At 61.7% G+C, this 17,435-nt stretch carries 15 protein-coding genes; all 15 read right to left on the bottom strand.

Annotation, left to right across the window (positions count from 1 at the left end; genetic code table 11):
* Positions 1 to 115: 115 nt before the first annotated feature.
* Positions 116 to 778 (bottom strand): ATP phosphoribosyltransferase, encoded by a 663-nt coding sequence (gene hisG / locus HMCN_RS0113755; protein WP_025917930.1) that lies wholly within the window; start codon positions 776 to 778, stop codon positions 116 to 118.
* The gene (gene murA / locus HMCN_RS0113750; protein WP_025917929.1) at positions 775 to 2,025 is read right to left on the bottom strand and encodes a UDP-N-acetylglucosamine 1-carboxyvinyltransferase; all 1,251 of its coding nucleotides are present in this window, start codon (positions 2,023 to 2,025) and stop codon (positions 775 to 777) included. The genes hisG and murA overlap by 4 nt, the downstream gene beginning before the upstream one ends.
* Positions 2,018 to 2,260, bottom strand: a complete 243-nt coding sequence (locus tag HMCN_RS0113745) for a BolA family protein (RefSeq protein ID WP_025917928.1) — start codon at positions 2,258 to 2,260, stop codon at positions 2,018 to 2,020. The genes murA and HMCN_RS0113745 overlap by 8 nt, the downstream gene beginning before the upstream one ends.
* 74 nt (positions 2,261 to 2,334) lie before the next feature.
* Positions 2,335 to 3,108, bottom strand: a complete 774-nt coding sequence (locus HMCN_RS0113740; protein ID WP_025917927.1) for an ABC transporter permease — start codon at positions 3,106 to 3,108, stop codon at positions 2,335 to 2,337.
* Positions 3,105 to 4,022: an ABC transporter ATP-binding protein gene (locus HMCN_RS0113735; RefSeq protein WP_025917926.1), complete on the bottom strand. Its 918-nt coding sequence runs from the start codon at positions 4,020 to 4,022 to the stop codon at positions 3,105 to 3,107. Before HMCN_RS0113735 ends, HMCN_RS0113740 begins: the two co-directional genes overlap by 4 nt.
* A 136-nt stretch (positions 4,023 to 4,158) precedes the next feature.
* Positions 4,159 to 4,461 (bottom strand): lipid asymmetry maintenance protein MlaB, encoded by a 303-nt coding sequence (locus tag HMCN_RS0113730; RefSeq protein WP_025917925.1) that lies wholly within the window; start codon positions 4,459 to 4,461, stop codon positions 4,159 to 4,161.
* Positions 4,462 to 4,478: 17 nt separating this feature from the next.
* Positions 4,479 to 5,138 carry a phospholipid-binding protein MlaC gene (locus HMCN_RS0113725; RefSeq protein ID WP_025917924.1) on the bottom strand — a complete coding sequence of 220 codons (660 nt, stop codon included), beginning with the start codon at positions 5,136 to 5,138 and terminating at the stop codon, positions 4,479 to 4,481.
* A 68-nt stretch (positions 5,139 to 5,206) separates the two neighbouring features.
* Positions 5,207 to 5,914 (bottom strand): VacJ family lipoprotein, encoded by a 708-nt coding sequence (locus HMCN_RS0113720; protein WP_025917923.1) that lies wholly within the window; start codon positions 5,912 to 5,914, stop codon positions 5,207 to 5,209.
* Entirely contained in the window at positions 5,911 to 6,387 is a 477-nt protein-coding gene (gene mlaD, locus HMCN_RS0113715; RefSeq protein ID WP_025917922.1) for an outer membrane lipid asymmetry maintenance protein MlaD, read from the bottom strand. Before mlaD ends, HMCN_RS0113720 begins: the two co-directional genes overlap by 4 nt.
* A 127-nt stretch (positions 6,388 to 6,514) precedes the next feature.
* On the bottom strand, positions 6,515 to 7,297 hold the full coding sequence (gene mlaE, locus HMCN_RS0113710) for a lipid asymmetry maintenance ABC transporter permease subunit MlaE (RefSeq protein WP_025917921.1): 783 nt from the start codon (positions 7,295 to 7,297) through the stop codon (positions 6,515 to 6,517).
* Positions 7,294 to 8,109 (bottom strand): ABC transporter ATP-binding protein, encoded by an 816-nt coding sequence (locus HMCN_RS0113705; protein WP_051566997.1) that lies wholly within the window; start codon positions 8,107 to 8,109, stop codon positions 7,294 to 7,296. The genes mlaE and HMCN_RS0113705 overlap by 4 nt, the downstream gene beginning before the upstream one ends.
* Before the next feature lie 429 nt (positions 8,110 to 8,538).
* On the bottom strand, positions 8,539 to 10,002 hold the full coding sequence (locus tag HMCN_RS0113695) for a glutamate synthase subunit beta (RefSeq protein ID WP_025917919.1): 1,464 nt from the start codon (positions 10,000 to 10,002) through the stop codon (positions 8,539 to 8,541).
* A 48-nt stretch (positions 10,003 to 10,050) separates the two neighbouring features.
* Complete coding sequence (locus HMCN_RS0113690; RefSeq protein WP_025917918.1) at positions 10,051 to 14,736, bottom strand: glutamate synthase-related protein; 4,686 nt, start codon at positions 14,734 to 14,736, stop codon at positions 10,051 to 10,053.
* A gap of 297 nt (positions 14,737 to 15,033) precedes the next feature.
* Positions 15,034 to 15,759, bottom strand: coding sequence for a transposase (locus HMCN_RS0113685; protein ID WP_025917917.1), 726 nt, complete (start codon positions 15,757 to 15,759; stop codon positions 15,034 to 15,036).
* Positions 15,760 to 15,846: 87 nt separating this feature from the next.
* A complete protein-coding gene (locus tag HMCN_RS0113680) occupies positions 15,847 to 17,202 on the bottom strand; it encodes an MgtC/SapB family protein (RefSeq protein ID WP_081801517.1) in 1,356 nt (451 codons plus the stop codon).
* Between the last annotated feature and the right edge of the window lie 233 nt (positions 17,203 to 17,435).

Raw genomic sequence — 17,435 nt, 5'->3', positions numbered from 1 at the left:
CTTCGATTGTCGCCATCAAATAATTTATGCCAGAGTATGCAATAAAAACCATGCAACTTCCCGCATATTTTTATTGCGATACTTAAATATACAGTATGCAGTACATGAATTTCACCTAGGCCATGCGGGCCGATGCCTGCTCGAATGCCTGCAGGATCGGCTGCAGCGCTTCGCGCTTCAGTTTCAGCGCCGCCTGATTGACCACCAGCCGCGACGAGATATCCATGATGTGTTCGACTTCGACCAGGTTGTTGGCGCGCAGCGTGTTGCCGGTGCTGACCAGATCGACGATCGCATCCGACAGCCCGATCAGCGGCGCCAGTTCCATCGAGCCGTACAGCTTGATCAGGTCGACGTGCACGCCCTTGGCGGCGAAATGCTCGCGCGCGATCTGCACGTACTTGGTCGCCACCCGCAGCCTCGCGCCCTGGCGCACCGCTGTTACATAGTCGAAGCCGGCCCGCACCGCCACCGACATCCGGCAATGGGCGATGTGCAGGTCGATCGGCTGGTACAGCCCTTCGCCGCCGTGCTCGATCAGCACATCCTTGCCGGCCACGCCGAAATCGGCGGCGCCGTACTGGACATAGGTCGGCACGTCGGAGGCGCGCACGATAATCACGCGCAAGTGCGGATTGGTGGTGGCCAGGATCAGCTTGCGCGAGGTTTCCGGATTCTCGGTCACGGTAATGCCGGCAGCTTCCAGCAGCGGCAGCGTTTCGTCGAAGATGCGGCCCTTGGACAGCGCCAGCGTCAGTTGTTGCAGATCTTGCATCATTGCACCCGTTTGATGTCGGCGCCCACCGCCGACAATTTGACTTCCATCCGGTCGTAACCGCGGTCCAGATGGTATATACGGTCGATCAGGGTTTCGCCCTGCGCGGCCAGGCCGGCGATCACCAGCGAAGCCGAGGCGCGCAGATCGGTCGCCATCACCGGCGCGCCGACCAGTTGCTCGACCCCGTGCACGATCGCGGTATGGCCCTCGATATCGATCGCCGCGCCGAGCCGGTTCAGCTCCTGCACGTGCATGAAGCGGTTTTCGAAAATCGTTTCCGTCACGCGGCTGGTACCGGCGGCGATCGCATTCAGCGCCATGAACTGGGCCTGCATGTCGGTCGGGAAGCCCGGATATTCGGTGGTGCGAAAGCTCACCGCCTTCGGCCGCGACGCCATCTGCGCCCGCACCCAGCCGCTGCCGGAGGTCAGGATCACGCCGGCTTCGCGCAATTTGTCGAGCACCGCATCGAGGATGTCGCTGCGGGTATTTTGCAGCGTGACGTCGCCGCCCGCCGCCGCCACCGCGCACAGAAAAGTGCCGGTCTCGATACGGTCGGCGATGATCGCATGGGCTGCGCCATGCAGCGCCGCCACGCCCTGGATCAGCAACCGGTCGGAACCGATGCCTTCGATCCTGGCACCCATCGCCACCAGCAGTTTGGCCAGATCGGTGACTTCCGGCTCGCGCGCGGCGTTTTCCAGCACCGTTTCGCCGTCGGCCAGGGTGGCCGCCATCAGCAGGTTTTCGGTGCCGGTGACGGTGATCATATCGGTCACGATGCGCGCGCCCTTCAGCCGCTTGGCTTTGGCGTGAATATAGCCGGCCTCGATCTTGATCTCGGCCCCCATCGCCTGCAAGCCCTTGATGTGCTGCTCGACCGGGCGCGAACCGATCGCGCAACCGCCCGGCAGCGAGACCCTGGCTTCGCCGAAACGCGCCAGCAGCGGCCCCAGCACCAGAATCGACGCGCGCATGGTTTTCACCAGCTCGTAAGGGGCTTCCAGCTTGTCGATCGCATTGCCTTGCAGCGTGCAGCGGTCGTCCTGCTGCTCGACCTGCAAACCCATCTGGCGCAGCAGGCGCAACATGGTCGAAACGTCCTGCAAGTGCGGCAAGTTCGACAGCGCCACCGGCTCGGCCGTGAGCAAGCCGGCGCACAGGATCGGCAACGCGGCGTTCTTGGCGCCCGAGATGGCGATCTCGCCGGACAGCCGGCGGCCGCCGGTGATGAGCAGTTTATCCATGCTGGGCGAATTCTTCCGGAGTCAGGGTTTTCATCGACAGCGCATGGATTTCCTCGCGCATGCGCTCGCCCAGCGCCGCATACACGATCTGATGGCGCGCAATCGGGCGCTTGCCGGCAAACGCATCGGACACGATCAGCGCACTGAAATGGCGGCCGTCGCCTTCCACTTCGAGATGACTGCAAGCAAGTCCTGCGGCGATATAGGTTTTAATCAGTTCCGGTGTAGTCGACATGATGGTTCTTTCCTGAAAAACAGCAAATAAGGGCTAATAAAGGCTGATGGAGACGGTGCGATTGCGCTGGCCGTTCAGTGGCGCAGCTTGTAACCGCGCTTTAACAGCTGGATCGCGAAAACGGCCAGCAGCGCCGAAAATCCGCACACAATCGTGAAACTGAGCAAGGGATCGACGTCCGACTGGCCGAAGAAGCCGTAGCGGAAACCGTCAATCATATAAAAGAACGGGTTGAAATGCGAGACCGCCTGCCAAAAAGGCGGCAGCGAATGGATCGAATAGAACACCCCGGACAAAAAAGTGGCCGGCATGATCAGGAAGTTCTGGAACGCCGCCAACTGGTCGAATTTTTCGGCCCAGATGCCGGCGATCAAGCCCATCGTGCCCAGCATCGCCGAGCCCAGCACCGCAAAGATGACGATCCACCACGGCGCCGCGAAACCCACTGCAGTAAACAGTACCGTGACCAGAAAGACTCCGGCCCCCACCATCAGACCGCGCAGCACCGAAGCCAGCACATAACCGGAAAACAGTTCCCAGTGCGACAGCGGCGCCAGCAGCACGAACACCAGGTTGCCGGTGATCTTCGACTGGATCAGCGAGGAAGAAGCGTTCGCGAAGGCATTTTGCAGCACGCTCATCATCACCAGGCCCGGCACCAGAAACGCGGTGTAGCCGACGCCCGGATACACCTGCACCCGGTTTTCCAGCACATGGCCGAAGATCAGCAGATACAGTAGGGACGTCAACACCGGCGCCGCCACGGTCTGGGAAGCGACCTTCCAGAAGCGCAGCACTTCCTTGTAAAGCAGGGTCTGGAAACCTTTCGGTATCGAAAACACGCTCATCGCGACACCTCGCCGTCCATGATTTGCAAAAACACATCCTCCAGATCGGCCTGCTGCAGTTGCATCTCTTCAATGGCCGCGCCGCTCTCGCGCACCGCCGCCAGAATCGGCTCGATTTCGGCGTAGTCGCTAACCCGCAGCGCATAAGTATTGCCGGACGCCGATTCTTCCGGATGCAGCAACAGCGGCTGCAGCACCGGCGGCAAGCCGCCATCGCGCAAGGACAGGATCAGGCGCGAGCCGGAAATGCGCCTGATCAGCGCCGCGGTGGTATCGAGCGCCACCACTTTGCCGCTCTTGAGCATCGCAATCCGGTTGCACAGCGCCTGCGCTTCTTCCAGGTAATGGGTGGTCAGTACCACTGTATGGCCTTCACGGTTCAGGCGGCCGATGAATTTCCACAAGGTCTGGCGCAACTCGACATCGACCCCGGCGGTCGGCTCGTCGAGCACGATCACCGGCGGCTTGTGCACCAGCGCCTGCGCCACCAGCACGCGCCGCTTCATGCCGCCCGACAGCGCGCGCATGTTGACATCGGCCTTATCGGTCAGGTCGAGGTTGGCCATCACCTCGTCGATCCACTGGTCGTTGTTCTTCAGTCCGAAATAGCCCGATTGCAGGCGCAAAGTTTCGCGCACGCTGAAAAACGGGTCGAACACCAGTTCCTGCGGCACCACGCCAAGCTGCTGACGCGCGGCGCGAAACTCGGTGGCGACGTCATAACCTTGCACGGTGACACGGCCGGCGTCGGCCCGGGTCAGCCCGGCGATGATCGAAATCAGCGTGGTCTTGCCGGCGCCGTTGGGTCCCAGAAGGCCGAAAAACTCGCCCTCCTCGATGGATAGAGAAACCCCGCCCAGCGCCTGCAGCGATTTGAAACGTTTTTCGACTTGGGTGATCTGAATGGCTGCCATGGTGGCGCGATACGCACTTTACACAAAAAAGCCGGGACTGACCGCAATCCGTGACGGCAAAGCTGTTGATTATAGGAGATTTCAGGCGTTCGGGGCCGGCAACGTCGCCGCCGCCTGGCTGGCGCCCCGCCGAAGATCAGCGCTGTCGGACAGAATCGGCGGCGGCGCCAGTGTCGGCAGTGTCGCCCGGCAATAGCGCTTCGACGCCGTACAGCGCAATCAGGCTGCGCAGATTGGCGGGCAGGTTCCGGAACCGCAGCGCCAGCTGGCGCTCCCGGGCGGCGCGCTGCCACGCCAGCAGCACGGCGACTGCCGACGAATCGACGGTCGTCAGCGCTGCCATGTCGATCACCGACTGCTGTTGCGCCAACGCCTGCAAGCCCTGCGCCAGTACGGCGCTCGCGTTGCTGAAGGTGAGCGACTGGCTGGGCTGGAACATCGGCATGGCTGCTGGCATCAGGAAGATTTTGCGGTTTTTGCCGAGGTTTTCGCCGCGCCCTCCGCCAGCCGCTTGTTCTTGTCGGACAAGACCTTGATCAGGCCATCGATGCCGGACTTGCCGATTTCAGCGGCGAAATTACCCTTGTAGGTTTCCACCAGCCAGGCGCCCAGTACATTGATGTCGTAAATTTTCCAGCCGGCAGCCGTTTTTTGCAGGCGGTAATTGAGCTGGATCGGTTCGCCGCGCGCCTGCAACACCTGCGAGCGCACTTCCACTTCGGTGTCGGTCGGCGCCGCGCGGAACGGCTTGAAATCGAGTTTCTGGTCCTTGATCTGCGAGATCGCCCCGGAATAGGTGTAGATCAGCAGGCTGCGAAATTCGGCCGTCAGCTGCTTTTGCTGCTCCGGCGTGGCCTCGCGCCAGTGACGCGCAGCTGCCAGCGCGGTCATGCGCTGAAAATCGACATACGGCAGGATTTTCGACTCGACCAGCTCCAGCACCCGTTTCTGGTTGCCGCCCTGGATTTCGCGGTCGGCCTTGGCGATCTCCAGCACTTCCTGGCTGATGCGCTTGACCAGCGCATCCGGCGCCTCATCGGTCGCCTGCGCGGTAGCGGCAAACGCCAGCGCGGCAAAAGTAACTACGGCAACAAGGAATTTATTCAGGATTTTCATGTTCTTTATGATGGGTTAGGGGTGCAGACATGCCGCACCGATTGGACTATGGAGATAACGCAAGGTTCCTAGTAGTCGCCTTCATCCTTCTCGCGGCCGTCATTGATCAGGCTCTGGCGCCGCTGCAGGTAGGCGTCGCGGGTAAACGCATACTTATCCAGCGCCGCATCCTCGATCAGGGACGAAGCGCCCAGCAACGCTGCGCGCTGGTCGATCAGGCGCACGCCGGTGCCGATGTTGCGCACATTGACCGGATCCTTGTAGCCCCACAAGTCAGCCGAAAAATCGACCGGGAATGCAGCGGTATCGCGCACGGTGGAAGGGCCGAACACCGGCAGCACCACGTACGGCCCCGACGTCAGGCCCCAGACGCCCAGGGTCTGGCCGAAGTCCTCCCGATGCTTGGGCAAGCCCGCTTCGGAGCCGATGTCGAGCACGCCCAGAAAACCCATGGTGCTGTTGATCGCCACCCGCATGATGTCGGTCATGCCGTTTTCCAGCTTGCCTTGCAACAAGTTATTGACTGCGGTCCAGACGTCGCCGATGTTGCCGAAGAAATTCCCGATCCCGGTCTGCACGAACGAAGGCAGCACATCCTGGTACACGGTCGCGGCCGGCTTCAGGGCCACCTGGTCGAGCTTGTCGTTGAAGCTGAACATCGCACGGTTGAAGTTTTCCAGCGGGTCTTTCGGATCGCTGCCGGTGGCGCAGCCGGCCAATGCCAGCGCGATGCCGAGCGTGGTGATGCGAAGCGTGATGCGGCGGGCGATTTTCATTTGCTGCCGTCCTTTCCGTCGGCCACCTTGCTGAATAGGAATTGGCTGATCAGGTTTTCCAGCACCACCGCCGATTGCGTCATGCCGATCTTGTCGCCGGCGGCCAGATTGCTGGTATCGCCGCCCGGCTCCAGGCCGATGTACTGCTCGCCCAGCAAGCCGGAAGTCAGTATCTTGGCCGATGAATCCTTCGGAAATTTGTAACGGTTTTCCAGGTTCAGCGTCACCTGGGCCTGGAAGGTCTTGTCGTCGAAGCGGATTTCGCCGACCCGGCCGACCACCACGCCGGCACTCTTGACCGGCGCGCGCGGTTTCAGGCCGCCGATGTTGTCGAAGCGCGTCACCACCGGATAGGTCTTGTCAAAGGACAACGCACTGCTCATGTTGCCCACTTTCAGGGCCAGGAACATCAGCGCCGCCGCACCCAGCAGTACGAACAGGCCGACCCAGATATCGAATGATTTTCGCTGCATGAAACGCTGCCCTCTTCCGCCCAAAATAATTAAGGGGTATATTAAAAAACACCGCAATTGCCGCCTATGAATAAAGCGGCTCTACAAAATACCATAGTGAGTACATGGAATTGCCAAGACTGCCTGATTACTTGTTGAACATCAGCGCGGTCATCACGAAATCCAGCCACAACACCAGCAAGGAAGATACCACTACCGTGCGGGTGGTGGCGCGCGCCACGCCTTCCGGCGTCGGTTGCGCTTCATAGCCTTGATACAGCGCAACGAAAGTCGCCGCGACCCCGAACACCGCGCTTTTCAGCACGCCGTTGGCAATATCGTCCCAGACATCGACCCCGGCCTGCATTTGCGACCAGAACGCGCCCTCATCGACGCCGATCAGCGGCACCCCGACAAAATATCCGCCCAACACGCCTAGTGCGCTGAACACCGCAGCCAGGATCGGCATCGCGATGATGCCGGCCCAGAAGCGCGGCGCAATCACGCGCTGCAGCGGATCGACTGCCATCATTTCCATTGCCGACAATTGCTCGCCGGCCTTCATCAAGCCGATCTCGGCCGTCAGCGAAGTGCCGGCGCGGCCGGCAAACAGCAGCGCGGTCACCACCGGCCCCAGTTCGCGCGTCAGCGACAGCGCCACCAGCAAGCCCAGCGACTGCTCGGAACCGTAGCTGACGAGCGTGTTATACCCTTGCAAGCCGAGCACGAAACCGACGAACAGGCCCGATACCGCAATGATCACCAGCGAATAATTGCCGATGAAGTGGATCTGATCGGTCACCAGGCGCGGCCGCCGCCACAATCCGCCCGATGCGCGCAGAATCGCCAGAAAGGCGGTCGCGGTATAGCCCAGATCGGCCAGCAGGGTGCGGCTGCGGCTGCCCAGCAGCGCCAGAAATTGCACTATCATGGGCGCGCCTCCAGCCCCAGGTCCGCGGCCAGCGAACGGCCCGGATAATGGAACGGCACCGGGCCATCGGCGCGGGCGTGGACGAACTGCTGCACATACGGGTCATCGGACGCCTGCATCTCGGCCGGCGTGCCTTCGGCGACGATCTTCCCCTCCGACAAAAAATAAATGTAATCGGCAATCGCAAACGATTCATGCACATCGTGCGACACCAGGACCGAGGTCGAACCGAGCGCATCGTTGAGGCGCCGGATCAGGTTGGCGATCACCCCCATCGAAATCGGGTCCAGCCCGGCGAACGGCTCGTCGTACATGATCAGTTGCGGATCCAGCGCGATGGCGCGCGCCACCGCAACCCGCCGCGCCATGCCGCCGGAAATCTCGGCCGGCTTCAGCTGCGCCGCATTGCGCAAGCCGACCGCATCCAGCTTCATCAGCACCAGATCGCGAATCATCGCCTCGCTCAGATCGGTGTGCTCGCGCAGCGGAAAGGCCACATTCTCGAATGCGCTCAGGTCGGTAAACAGCGCGCCATGCTGGAACAGCATCCCCATCTTGCGCCGCAGCAGGTACAGCGCGTTGCCATCCAGCGACTGCACCGCTTGCCCATCGACCTGCACCGAGCCGGAGCGGGCCCGAATCTGGCCGCCGATCAGGCGCAGCACCGTGGTCTTGCCGGAGCCGGAACCGCCCATCACGGCCACCACCTTGCCGCGCGGAAAACGCATATTCAGGCCGTCCAGAATCCGCCGTTCGCCATAGGCGAAACTCAGGTTGTCTATTACGACCAAGGGGGAAGTGTCCGTTTGCACGTTGGGGCTTGCCGAAAAGAATTTGCAAAAAGCGCCATTATAAATGGAATATCCGCTGCGGCTTGATTGGCTGGCAGGAGCATTCGGCCCCGCCCTTTCGCCAGCGCAGCCCGGAACCCGCCCCCGCAGCCCTCAATGCATAGAGAATCTTGGAGTATAAGAAAAATATTGCGATTTCCACGCATATGCAGTGCGATATTAAAAATACAAGGCATAGTATAAAAATCCGCCGGCGCCTTCAGTGCAGCGGATTTTTCGTGACAGCAAGCCCAATTTTAGCGCGGCAGCACCGATTTTCCCATCAGAAACTCATCCACGGCGCGCGCACTGGCGGCCTTCGCGGACGTGAGCCGGACAAGATTGACAGGCCTGCGCCGGTCAATCCCGGCGAACGCTGCACCGGCTTGCAAGCCGGTGGCGGGCGATCCGCTAGCGCGGCAGCACCGAGCTCCCCATCAAAAATTCATCGACGGCGCGCGCGCACTGGCGGCCTTCGCGGATCGCCCATACCACCAGCGACTGGCCGCGCCGGATGTCGCCGGCGGCGAACACCTTGGCGGCCGAGGTCTGGTAGCAGCCGTCGCCTTCGGTAGTGGCGCGGGCGTTGCCGCGCACGTCCTTCTCGACTCCGAACGCGTCCAGCACCTGTTGCACCGGCGACACGAAGCCCATTGCCAGCAGCACCAGATCGGCCTTCATCGAGAATTCGGAATCCGGCACTTCGACCATCTTGCCGTCCTGCCATTCGACCCGGCAGGCGACCAGTTTTTCGACCTTGCCGTTCTTGCCTTCGAAGCGCTTGGTGGCGACTGCCCAGTCGCGCTCGCAGCCTTCCTCGTGCGAAGACGAGGTGCGCAGCTTGGTCGGCCAGTACGGCCACACCAGCGGCTTGTTTTCCTGCTCCGGCGGCTGCGGCATCAGTTCGAACTGGGCGACGCTGGCGGCGCCGTGCCGGTTCGAGGTGCCGACGCAATCGGAACCGGTATCGCCGCCGCCGATGACGACCACATGCTTGCCGCTGGCCTTGATCTGGTCTTTCAGCTTGTCGCCGGCATTGACCTTGTTTTGCAGCGGCAGGAAATCCATCGCGAAATGCACGCCCTTCAGCTCGCGCCCCGGCACCGGCAGGTCGCGCGGCTGCTCGGCGCCGCCGGCGATGATGACGGCGTCAAAATCCTGTTGCAGCTGTTCCGGCGCAATGGTTTCGGTGGCCCAGTTGTTGACGTTTTTCGGGAAATCGCGGCCGACGAAAACGCCGGTGCGGAAGCTCACGCCTTCGGCCTGCATCTGCTCGACGCGCCGGTCGATGTGCGATTTTTCCAGCTTGAAGTCGGGAATGCCGTAGCGCAGCAGGCCGCCGACGCGGTCGCTCTTCTCAAATACCGTCACGTCGTGGCCGACCCGCGCCAGCTGCTGCGCGGCCGCCATGCCGGCCGGGCCGGAGCCGACCACCGCGATCTTCTTGCCGCTCTTGGCATGGGATGGCTGCGGCACTACCCAGCCGTTTTCCCAGCCCTTGTCGATGATGAAATGCTCGATCGACTTGATGCCGACCGCGGCGTCATTGATGTTCAGCGTGCAAGCCGCTTCGCACGGCGCCGGGCAGATGCGGCCGGTGAACTCGGGGAAGTTGTTGGTTGATTGCAGGGTATCGAGCGCGGCCCGATAGTTGCCGTGATACACCAGATCATTCCAGTCCGGAATGATGTTGTTGACCGGGCAGCCGTTATTGCAGAACGGGATGCCGCAATCCATGCAGCGCGCGCCCTGCAGCTTGGCCTCGGCGTCCGACAGACGCAGCACGAATTCCTTGTAATTCTTCAGTCGCGCAGGCGCCGGCAGATATGTTTCTTCCTGCCGCCTGAATTCCATAAAACCGGTTACTTTACCCATGATCTTCCTTCTGAGATTACTTCTGGTATTTTTTTCCAACCAAGCCAGTTATGCGTTGATTTTTTCCAGCTCCTGCTCGTCGACGCCGGCATTCAGTTCGTCCAGCGCACGCTTGTACTCGGTCGGGAACACCTTGACGAACTTGCTGCGGGTGTCGGCCCAGTTGTCGAGCATGTTGCGCGCCCGCGTACTGCCGGTGTACTTGAAATGGCGCTCGATCAAGCCTTTCAGGATCGCTTCGTCGGCCACGCCTTCGCCGCCGCGCACCAGTGCATGCCACAGGCTGCGCTCGACGAGCACCGCTTGCTCGGCCTGCGGCAGGATTTCTTCCAGCGCGACCATGGCCGGATTGCACTTGCTGGCGAAATCCCCGTCCGGATCGAATACATAGGCAATCCCGCCCGACATGCCGGCGGCAAAATTGCGTCCGGTGGCGCCCAGCACCACCACGGTGCCGCCGGTCATGTATTCGCAACCGTGGTCGCCGGTGCCTTCCACCACTGCGGTAGCACCCGAGTTGCGCACCGCGAAACGCTCGCCGGCGACGCCGTTGAAGAACGCTTCGCCGGCGATCGCGCCGTACAGCACGGTGTTGCCGATGATGATGTTGTCGACCGCGCGGCCGCGGAACTCGGTGTTCGGACGCACGATGATGCGCCCGCCGGAAAGCCCCTTGCCGACGTAATCGTTGCCGCCGCCGACCAGGTCCAGCGTGACGCCGTGCGCCAGGAACGCGCCGGCGGACTGGCCGGCGGTGCCTTGCAGCTGGATGTGGATGGTGTCGTCGGGCAAGCCGGCATGACCGTAACGCTGCGCCACCTGGCCCGACAGCATGGTGCCGACGGTGCGGTTGACGTTCTTCACCGGCGAGATGAACGAGACCTTTTCGCCGGTTTCCAGTGCCAACTTGGCTTGCGCAATCAGTTTGTGGTCGAGCGCCTTTTCCAGCCCGTGATCCTGGGTTTCCGCATGCTTGACCGGCATTCCCGGCGCGACTTCCGGCTGATGGAAAATCCGCGAGAAATCCAGCCCCTTGGCCTTCCAGTGTCCGATCGCCTTCGACTTGTCGAGCAGGTCGACGCGGCCGATCAGTTCGTCGTAGCTGCGAATCCCGAGTTGCGCCATGATCTGGCGCGCTTCCTCGGCCACGAAGAAAAAGTAATTGACCACGTATTCGGGCTTGCCGGAGAACTTGGCGCGCAGCACCGGATCCTGGGTGGCGACCCCGACCGGGCAGGTGTTGAGGTGGCATTTGCGCATCATGATGCAGCCTTCGACCACCAGCGGCGCGGTGGCGAAGCCGATTTCGTCGGCGCCCAGCATGGCGGCGATGGCGACGTCGCGGCCGGTCTTCATCTGGCCGTCGGCTTGGACCCGAACCCGGCCGCGCAAGCCGTTCAGCACCAGCGTTTGCTGGGTTTCGGACAAGCCGAGTTCCCACGGCGTGCCGGTGTGCTTGATCGACGACAGCGGCGACGCGCCGGTGCCGCCGTCATGGCCGGCGATCACCAGATGGTCGGCCTTGGCCTTGGAGACGCCGGCGGCAATCGTGCCGACCCCGACTTCGGACACCAGCTTGACCGAGATGGTGGCGCGCGGATTGGCGTTTTTCAGATCGTGGATCAGTTGCGCCAGATCCTCGATCGAGTAGATGTCATGGTGCGGCGGCGGCGAAATCAGGCCCACGCCAGGGACCGAGAAACGCAGCATGGCGATGTATTCTGACACCTTGCCGCCCGGCAGCTGGCCGCCCTCGCCGGGCTTTGCGCCTTGCGCCATCTTGATCTGGATCTGGTCGGCGGAATTCAGGTATTCCGCGGTCACGCCGAAGCGGCCGGACGCCACCTGCTTGATGCGCGAGCGCAGCGAATCGCCGGCCAGCAGCGGGATATCCGCCACCACCTGCTCGGCGCCGAGGATCGAGGCCATGGTTTCGCCCTGCTTGATCGAGATGCCCTTCAGTTCCTGGGTGTAACGCTGCGGGTCTTCGCCGCCTTCGCCGGTATTCGACTTGCCGCCGATGCGGTTCATCGCCACTGCCAGCGTCGCGTGCGCCTCGGTCGAAATCGACCCGAGCGACATCGCGCCGGTGGCGAAACGCTTGACGATTTCCTTGGCCGGCTCGACTTCATCCAGCGGGATCGCCTTGCTCGGATCAATCTTGAATTCGAACAGGCCGCGCAACGTCATGTGGCGCTTCGACTGCTCGTTGACGATCTGCGCGTATTCCTTGTAGGTGTTGAAGTTGTTGGAACGGGTCGAATGCTGCAGCTTGGCGATCGCGTCCGGGGTCCACATGTGCTCTTCGCCGCGGATGCGGAATGCATATTCGCCGCCGGCATCGAGCTCGCTGGCCAGCACCGGATCATCGCCGAACGCCAGTTGGTGCAGGCGCAACGCTTCCTCGGCCACCTCGAACACGCCGATCCCTTCGACATTTGAAGCGGTGCCGCGGAAGTACTTGTCGACCAGCGATTTGTTGAGCCCGATCGCCTCGAAAATCTGCGCGCCGCAGTACGACATGTAGGTCGAAATGCCCATCTTCGACATCACCTTCATCAAGCCCTTGCCGATGCCTTTGGTGTAGTTGTAGATCGCCTGCTCGGCCGACAGTTCGCCGGGCAGATCGGACGCCATGCCGGCCAGCGTTTCCATCGCCAGATACGGATGCACCGCTTCCGCGCCGTAGCCGGCCAGCAGCGCGAAATGATGGGTTTCGCGGGCCGAACCGGTTTCCACCACCAGCCCGGTGGAAGCGCGCAAGCCCTTCTTGACCAGATGCAAGTGCACCGCCGAAGTTGCCAGCAGCGCCGGGATCGCGACTTCGTTGGCGTCCATCTTGCGATCCGACACGATCAGGATGTTGTGGCCGGACTTGACCGCATCCACCGCTTCCGCGCACAGCGAAGCCAGCCGCGCCTCGATGCCTTCCTTGCCCCAAGCCACCGGATAGCAGATGTTGAGCTCATACGACTTGAACTTGCCGCCGGTATGCGCGCTGATGTTGCGCAGCTTGGCGATGTCGGCGAAATCGAGTACCGGCTGCGCCACTTCGAGCCGCATCGGCGGATTGATGTTGTTGGTGTCGAGCAGGTTCGGTTTCGGGCCGATGAAGGACACCAGCGACATCACCATCGCTTCGCGGATCGGGTCGATCGGCGGATTGGTGACTTGCGCGAACAATTGCTTGAAGTAGTTGTACAGGGGCTTGAGCTTGTTCGACATCACTGCCAGCGGCGAATCGTTGCCCATCGAGCCGATGGCTTCCTCGCCCGAGGCAGCCATCGGCGCCAGCAGGAACTTGATGTCTTCCTGGGTGTAGCCGAACGCCTGCTGGCGATCCAGCAGCGCGGCGCCCGCCTGCGGCGCCACTGCAGCGGTCTTGATTTCATTGAGCTTGATGCGCACCGAATTGATCCAGGCCTTGTATGGCTTGGCATTCGCGTAAGTATTCTTGAGCTCCTGGTCGTCGACGATGCGGCCCGCCTCGAGGTCGATCAGGAACATCTTGCCCGGCTGCAGCCGCCATTTCTGGATGATTTTCGATTCCGGAATCGGCAGCACGCCGGATTCGGACGCCATCACCACGAAATCGTCGTCGGTGATCACGTAGCGCGCCGGCCGCAGGCCGTTGCGGTCGAGCGTGCCGCCGATGTGGCGGCCGTCGGTGAAGGCCATCGCGGCCGGGCCGTCCCACGGCTCCATCATCGCTGCATGGTATTCGTAAAAGGCGCGCCGGTTGTCGTCCATCTGGGTGTGGTTTTCCCACGCCTCCGGGATCATCATCATCATCGCCTGCGCGATCGGGTAGCCGGCCATCACCAGCAGCTCCAGCGCATTGTCGAAGGTCGCGGTATCGGACTGGCCCTCGAAGATCAGCGGATACAGCTTCTGCAGGTCGTCGCCCAGCACCGCCGACTTCATCACGCCTTCGCGCGCCCGCATCCAGTTGAAATTGCCCTTGACCGTGTTGATTTCGCCGTTGTGGGCGATCAGGCGGTACGGGTGGGCCAGCGGCCATTCGGGGAACGTGTTAGTCGAGAAGCGCTGGTGCACCAGCGCCAGCGCCGAAATGCAGCGCGCATCCTGCAAGTCGCGGTAATACACGCCGACCTGGTCGGCCAGCAGCAAGCCCTTGTAGACCACGGTGCGGGCCGACATCGACGGTACGAAGTATTCCTGGCCGTGCATCAGGTTGAGCGCCTGAATCGCATGCGCAGCCGATTTGCGGATCACGTACAGTTTGCGCTCGAGCGCATCGGTAACCATGATGTCGGGGCCGCGGCCGACGAAAATCTGGCGGATGAACGGCGCCTTGCTGCGCACGGTGGGCGACATCGGCATCTCGGCATCGACCGGCACGTCGCGCCAGCCCAGCACGATCTGGCCCTCGAGCCGCACCGCCCGCTCCATCTCCTGCTCGCAGGCCAGGCGGGAGGCATTTTCCTTCGGCAGGAACACCATGCCGACGCCGTATTCGCCCGGTGGCGGCAAGCTCACGCCCTGCTGCGCCATCTCTTCGCGGTAGAACTGGTCGGGCACCTGGATCAGGATACCAGCGCCGTCGCCCATCAGCTTGTCGGCGCCGACCGCGCCCCGATGATCCAGGTTCTTCAGGATCAGCAAACCCTGCTCGATCACCGAATGCGATTTGACGCCTTTGATATGGGCGATAAAACCGACGCCGCAAGCGTCGTGTTCGTTGGATGGATCGTACATACCTTGTGCGCGCATAGCGGTTCTCCACTGCTTGATGAGTTTGAGCGTGAAGAATAGTGCAGCGCAATAAAAATTCAATAAAAATAATTAGGGTCGGAGTTAAATTAAACTCAACGCCATTTGAAATTTAATTTAATTAGGGACATAGTAAATGCTGCGATGCCTTCGACCCACCGAACGCGGCGCGCAGCTGGTTGCAGCCATAATTTCAGCTATTTATATACTGTGCTGTGTATTTTCAAAGGCCGCAATAAATCAAAGCGGAAATTCAGTATTTTTTCTTATACTCAGGATAATGATTCATATAAGAAACTATTCTGTCGGATCCGGATTCGGCTCAGGCCGCGCGGCAGCGGGCCTGCGCGGCCGCCCTCTTTTGGCCGGCGCCACGCGACGGTTGAGCTGCTGCGCCAGCGACTGCTGAAACGCGGCATCGCCCAGCACCCATCCCTTCAGCAATGCCGCGTCCAGCAGCGCGACCTGCTCCGGCGGCAATGCCTGCTCCAGCAACGCCCGGTAATGCGCCTCGCGCTCGAACGGCGTGTTCCCCAGCGACCAGTACAGCGGATGATCGGTCACCAGCGGATCGACCCTGGCCCCGACGTGGTGCGCCTGACTCGACCACGGATATTGCGCCGCCGTGGCGGCCAGGCCGGCGCGCACCGGATGGCTTTCGAGATAGCGGTAACAGAGCAGCAGATAGCGCGGCGCCTCGATCACCGAAGCCTTGAAGCGGCCCTGCCAGAGCGTGCCGGCATGGCCGTATTTGCGGTTGAAATACGGCACATAATGGCGCCCGACCCACTGCATCATGCGCCCCAGGCCCTCTTCATCGGCGGGCGTGGCCAGCAGATGGACGCGCTGCTCGGTCAGCAAATAGGCATGAATGGCCACCTTGAACTGGCGCGCCGCGTCGCGCAGCCAGCCCAGAAAAGCCGCAAAATCGCTGCTGTCGCAGAAGATCGGCTGCCGGTTGTTGCCTTGCTGAAAAATGTAGTGCGGCTGCTGCGGGATGACGAGTCGGGGAAGTCGGGCCATTTTTATGCCAGGGCAGGTATCAAGCACCCTATTCTAATCAATGCAACGACTCCGACCCTATTTCGTGCATCCGCAATCCAGAACCGCTCAATAAAACTGCGCCAGCCAGGGAAATTCCGCAACCAGCGCGGGCAGGAAGCGGGTGGCGGCAATGGTGCCGGCAATCCCGGCCAGCGCGATGGTCAGCATCGCCAGCACCAGCCGCCAGATCAGGCCTCGGTCGCGCGCGCGCAGCACGAACAGCAAATTGATCAACACGCTGGTCAGCGATGCAATCACCGCGCCGCTGGACGCCACATGGGCCGAGACCGAGCCGCTGGTCAGCAGGCTGGCGGCGGCGGCTACCGCGCTGGCGCTGGAGACCACGCCGCCGATCAGGCTGATCGCATAAAACCCCATTTCGCCCAGGCTTTGCTGCGCCACCACGCCGGCGATATGCAGGATCAAAAACAGCAAGCCGTATTTCAACGCAGCGCTCAGCGAAAAAGGCAAGGGCAAAGCAACCGGTGCCGCCTGCCGGTCGCTGGCCGCATGCAGGGCATTGCGGTCGAGGAAGAACCAGCCGGCACCGATCACCAGCATCAGGGCGAACGGCACCGCTGCCGCCAGGGCGGCGGTCGGCGCCAGCATGAACAGCAGGCCGGCATTGCGCATGATCATGGCAGCCGTTGCCAGCATGATGCCGCGATAGGCGACGCTGACCGTATCCTTGTCCTTGGCGCGCGACGCCAGCTCAATCACGGTCACGCTGCTGTTGACCAGGCCGCCCAGGAATCCGGCCATCATCACTCCGCGCGCGCCGTACAGCTTCCACAGCACATAGTTGACGAAGCCGATGCCGGCAATCAGGATCACGGTCACCCAGGCGGCGCGCGGCTCGATCAGGTTCCAGGGGCCGACCGCGCCCAGCGGCAGCGCCGGATAAATCACAATCGCCAGAATCCCCAGCAGCAGCACTGAACGCATTTCGTTCTCGGTCAGCCCCAGGCTGAAACCGGCCAGCCGGTCCTTCCACGCCAGCAGCGCGGTGACGATCACCATGATCGAGGCCGGCGTCGCGGTATGGCCCTTGCCGCACAGGATACCGGCCACGCAGGTAATCAGCATCGCGGCCGAAGTGGTCAACTCGGCCGTGTCGTTGGTGCGCAAGCGCTGCACGTTCAAAAAAGCCGCCAGCACCCCGGTCAGGATCAGGATCAGAAGTGCGTATTGATCGCCGAGCGCACCGCCCATCGCGCCCAGCAGGGCAATGAAGCTGAAGGTGCGCAAGCCGGCTTCCTTGCCGCGCCGTTCGCGCTCCATGCCGATCAGCAATCCCAACGCCAGCGCCAGGCTCAACCGCATCAGGCTGTCCAGATACGGCCATTGGGTTTCGGGCATCGAACGGCCGATCTGAATCAGCGGCTCGACCAGTGCGGTAAGGGTTTGGGGATCGGTGGGCATTATGGGTATCAGGTTGCTCATGTACAACAGTCACTATAAACCGATTGGCGTGCATTTACCCGCTCTCGCAGATGGCGGCAAGCAATGCAAGAAGGAAATAATGGCGCGTGCCGGAACACGCAGCCAAAAATGCGCAGGGCTTGAAAAATTTCCAGTATCCAATGGAGTATATTTTATGTGCGCAATTTTAATATGCGGAAAATAATATAAAAATATTCATACTCCCTGTTTAT

This window comes from Herminiimonas sp. CN (genome assembly GCF_000622895.1).
Taxonomy (GTDB): domain Bacteria; phylum Pseudomonadota; class Gammaproteobacteria; order Burkholderiales; family Burkholderiaceae_D; genus AVCC01.
This window is presented reverse-complemented; position numbering and strand designations above follow the sequence as displayed.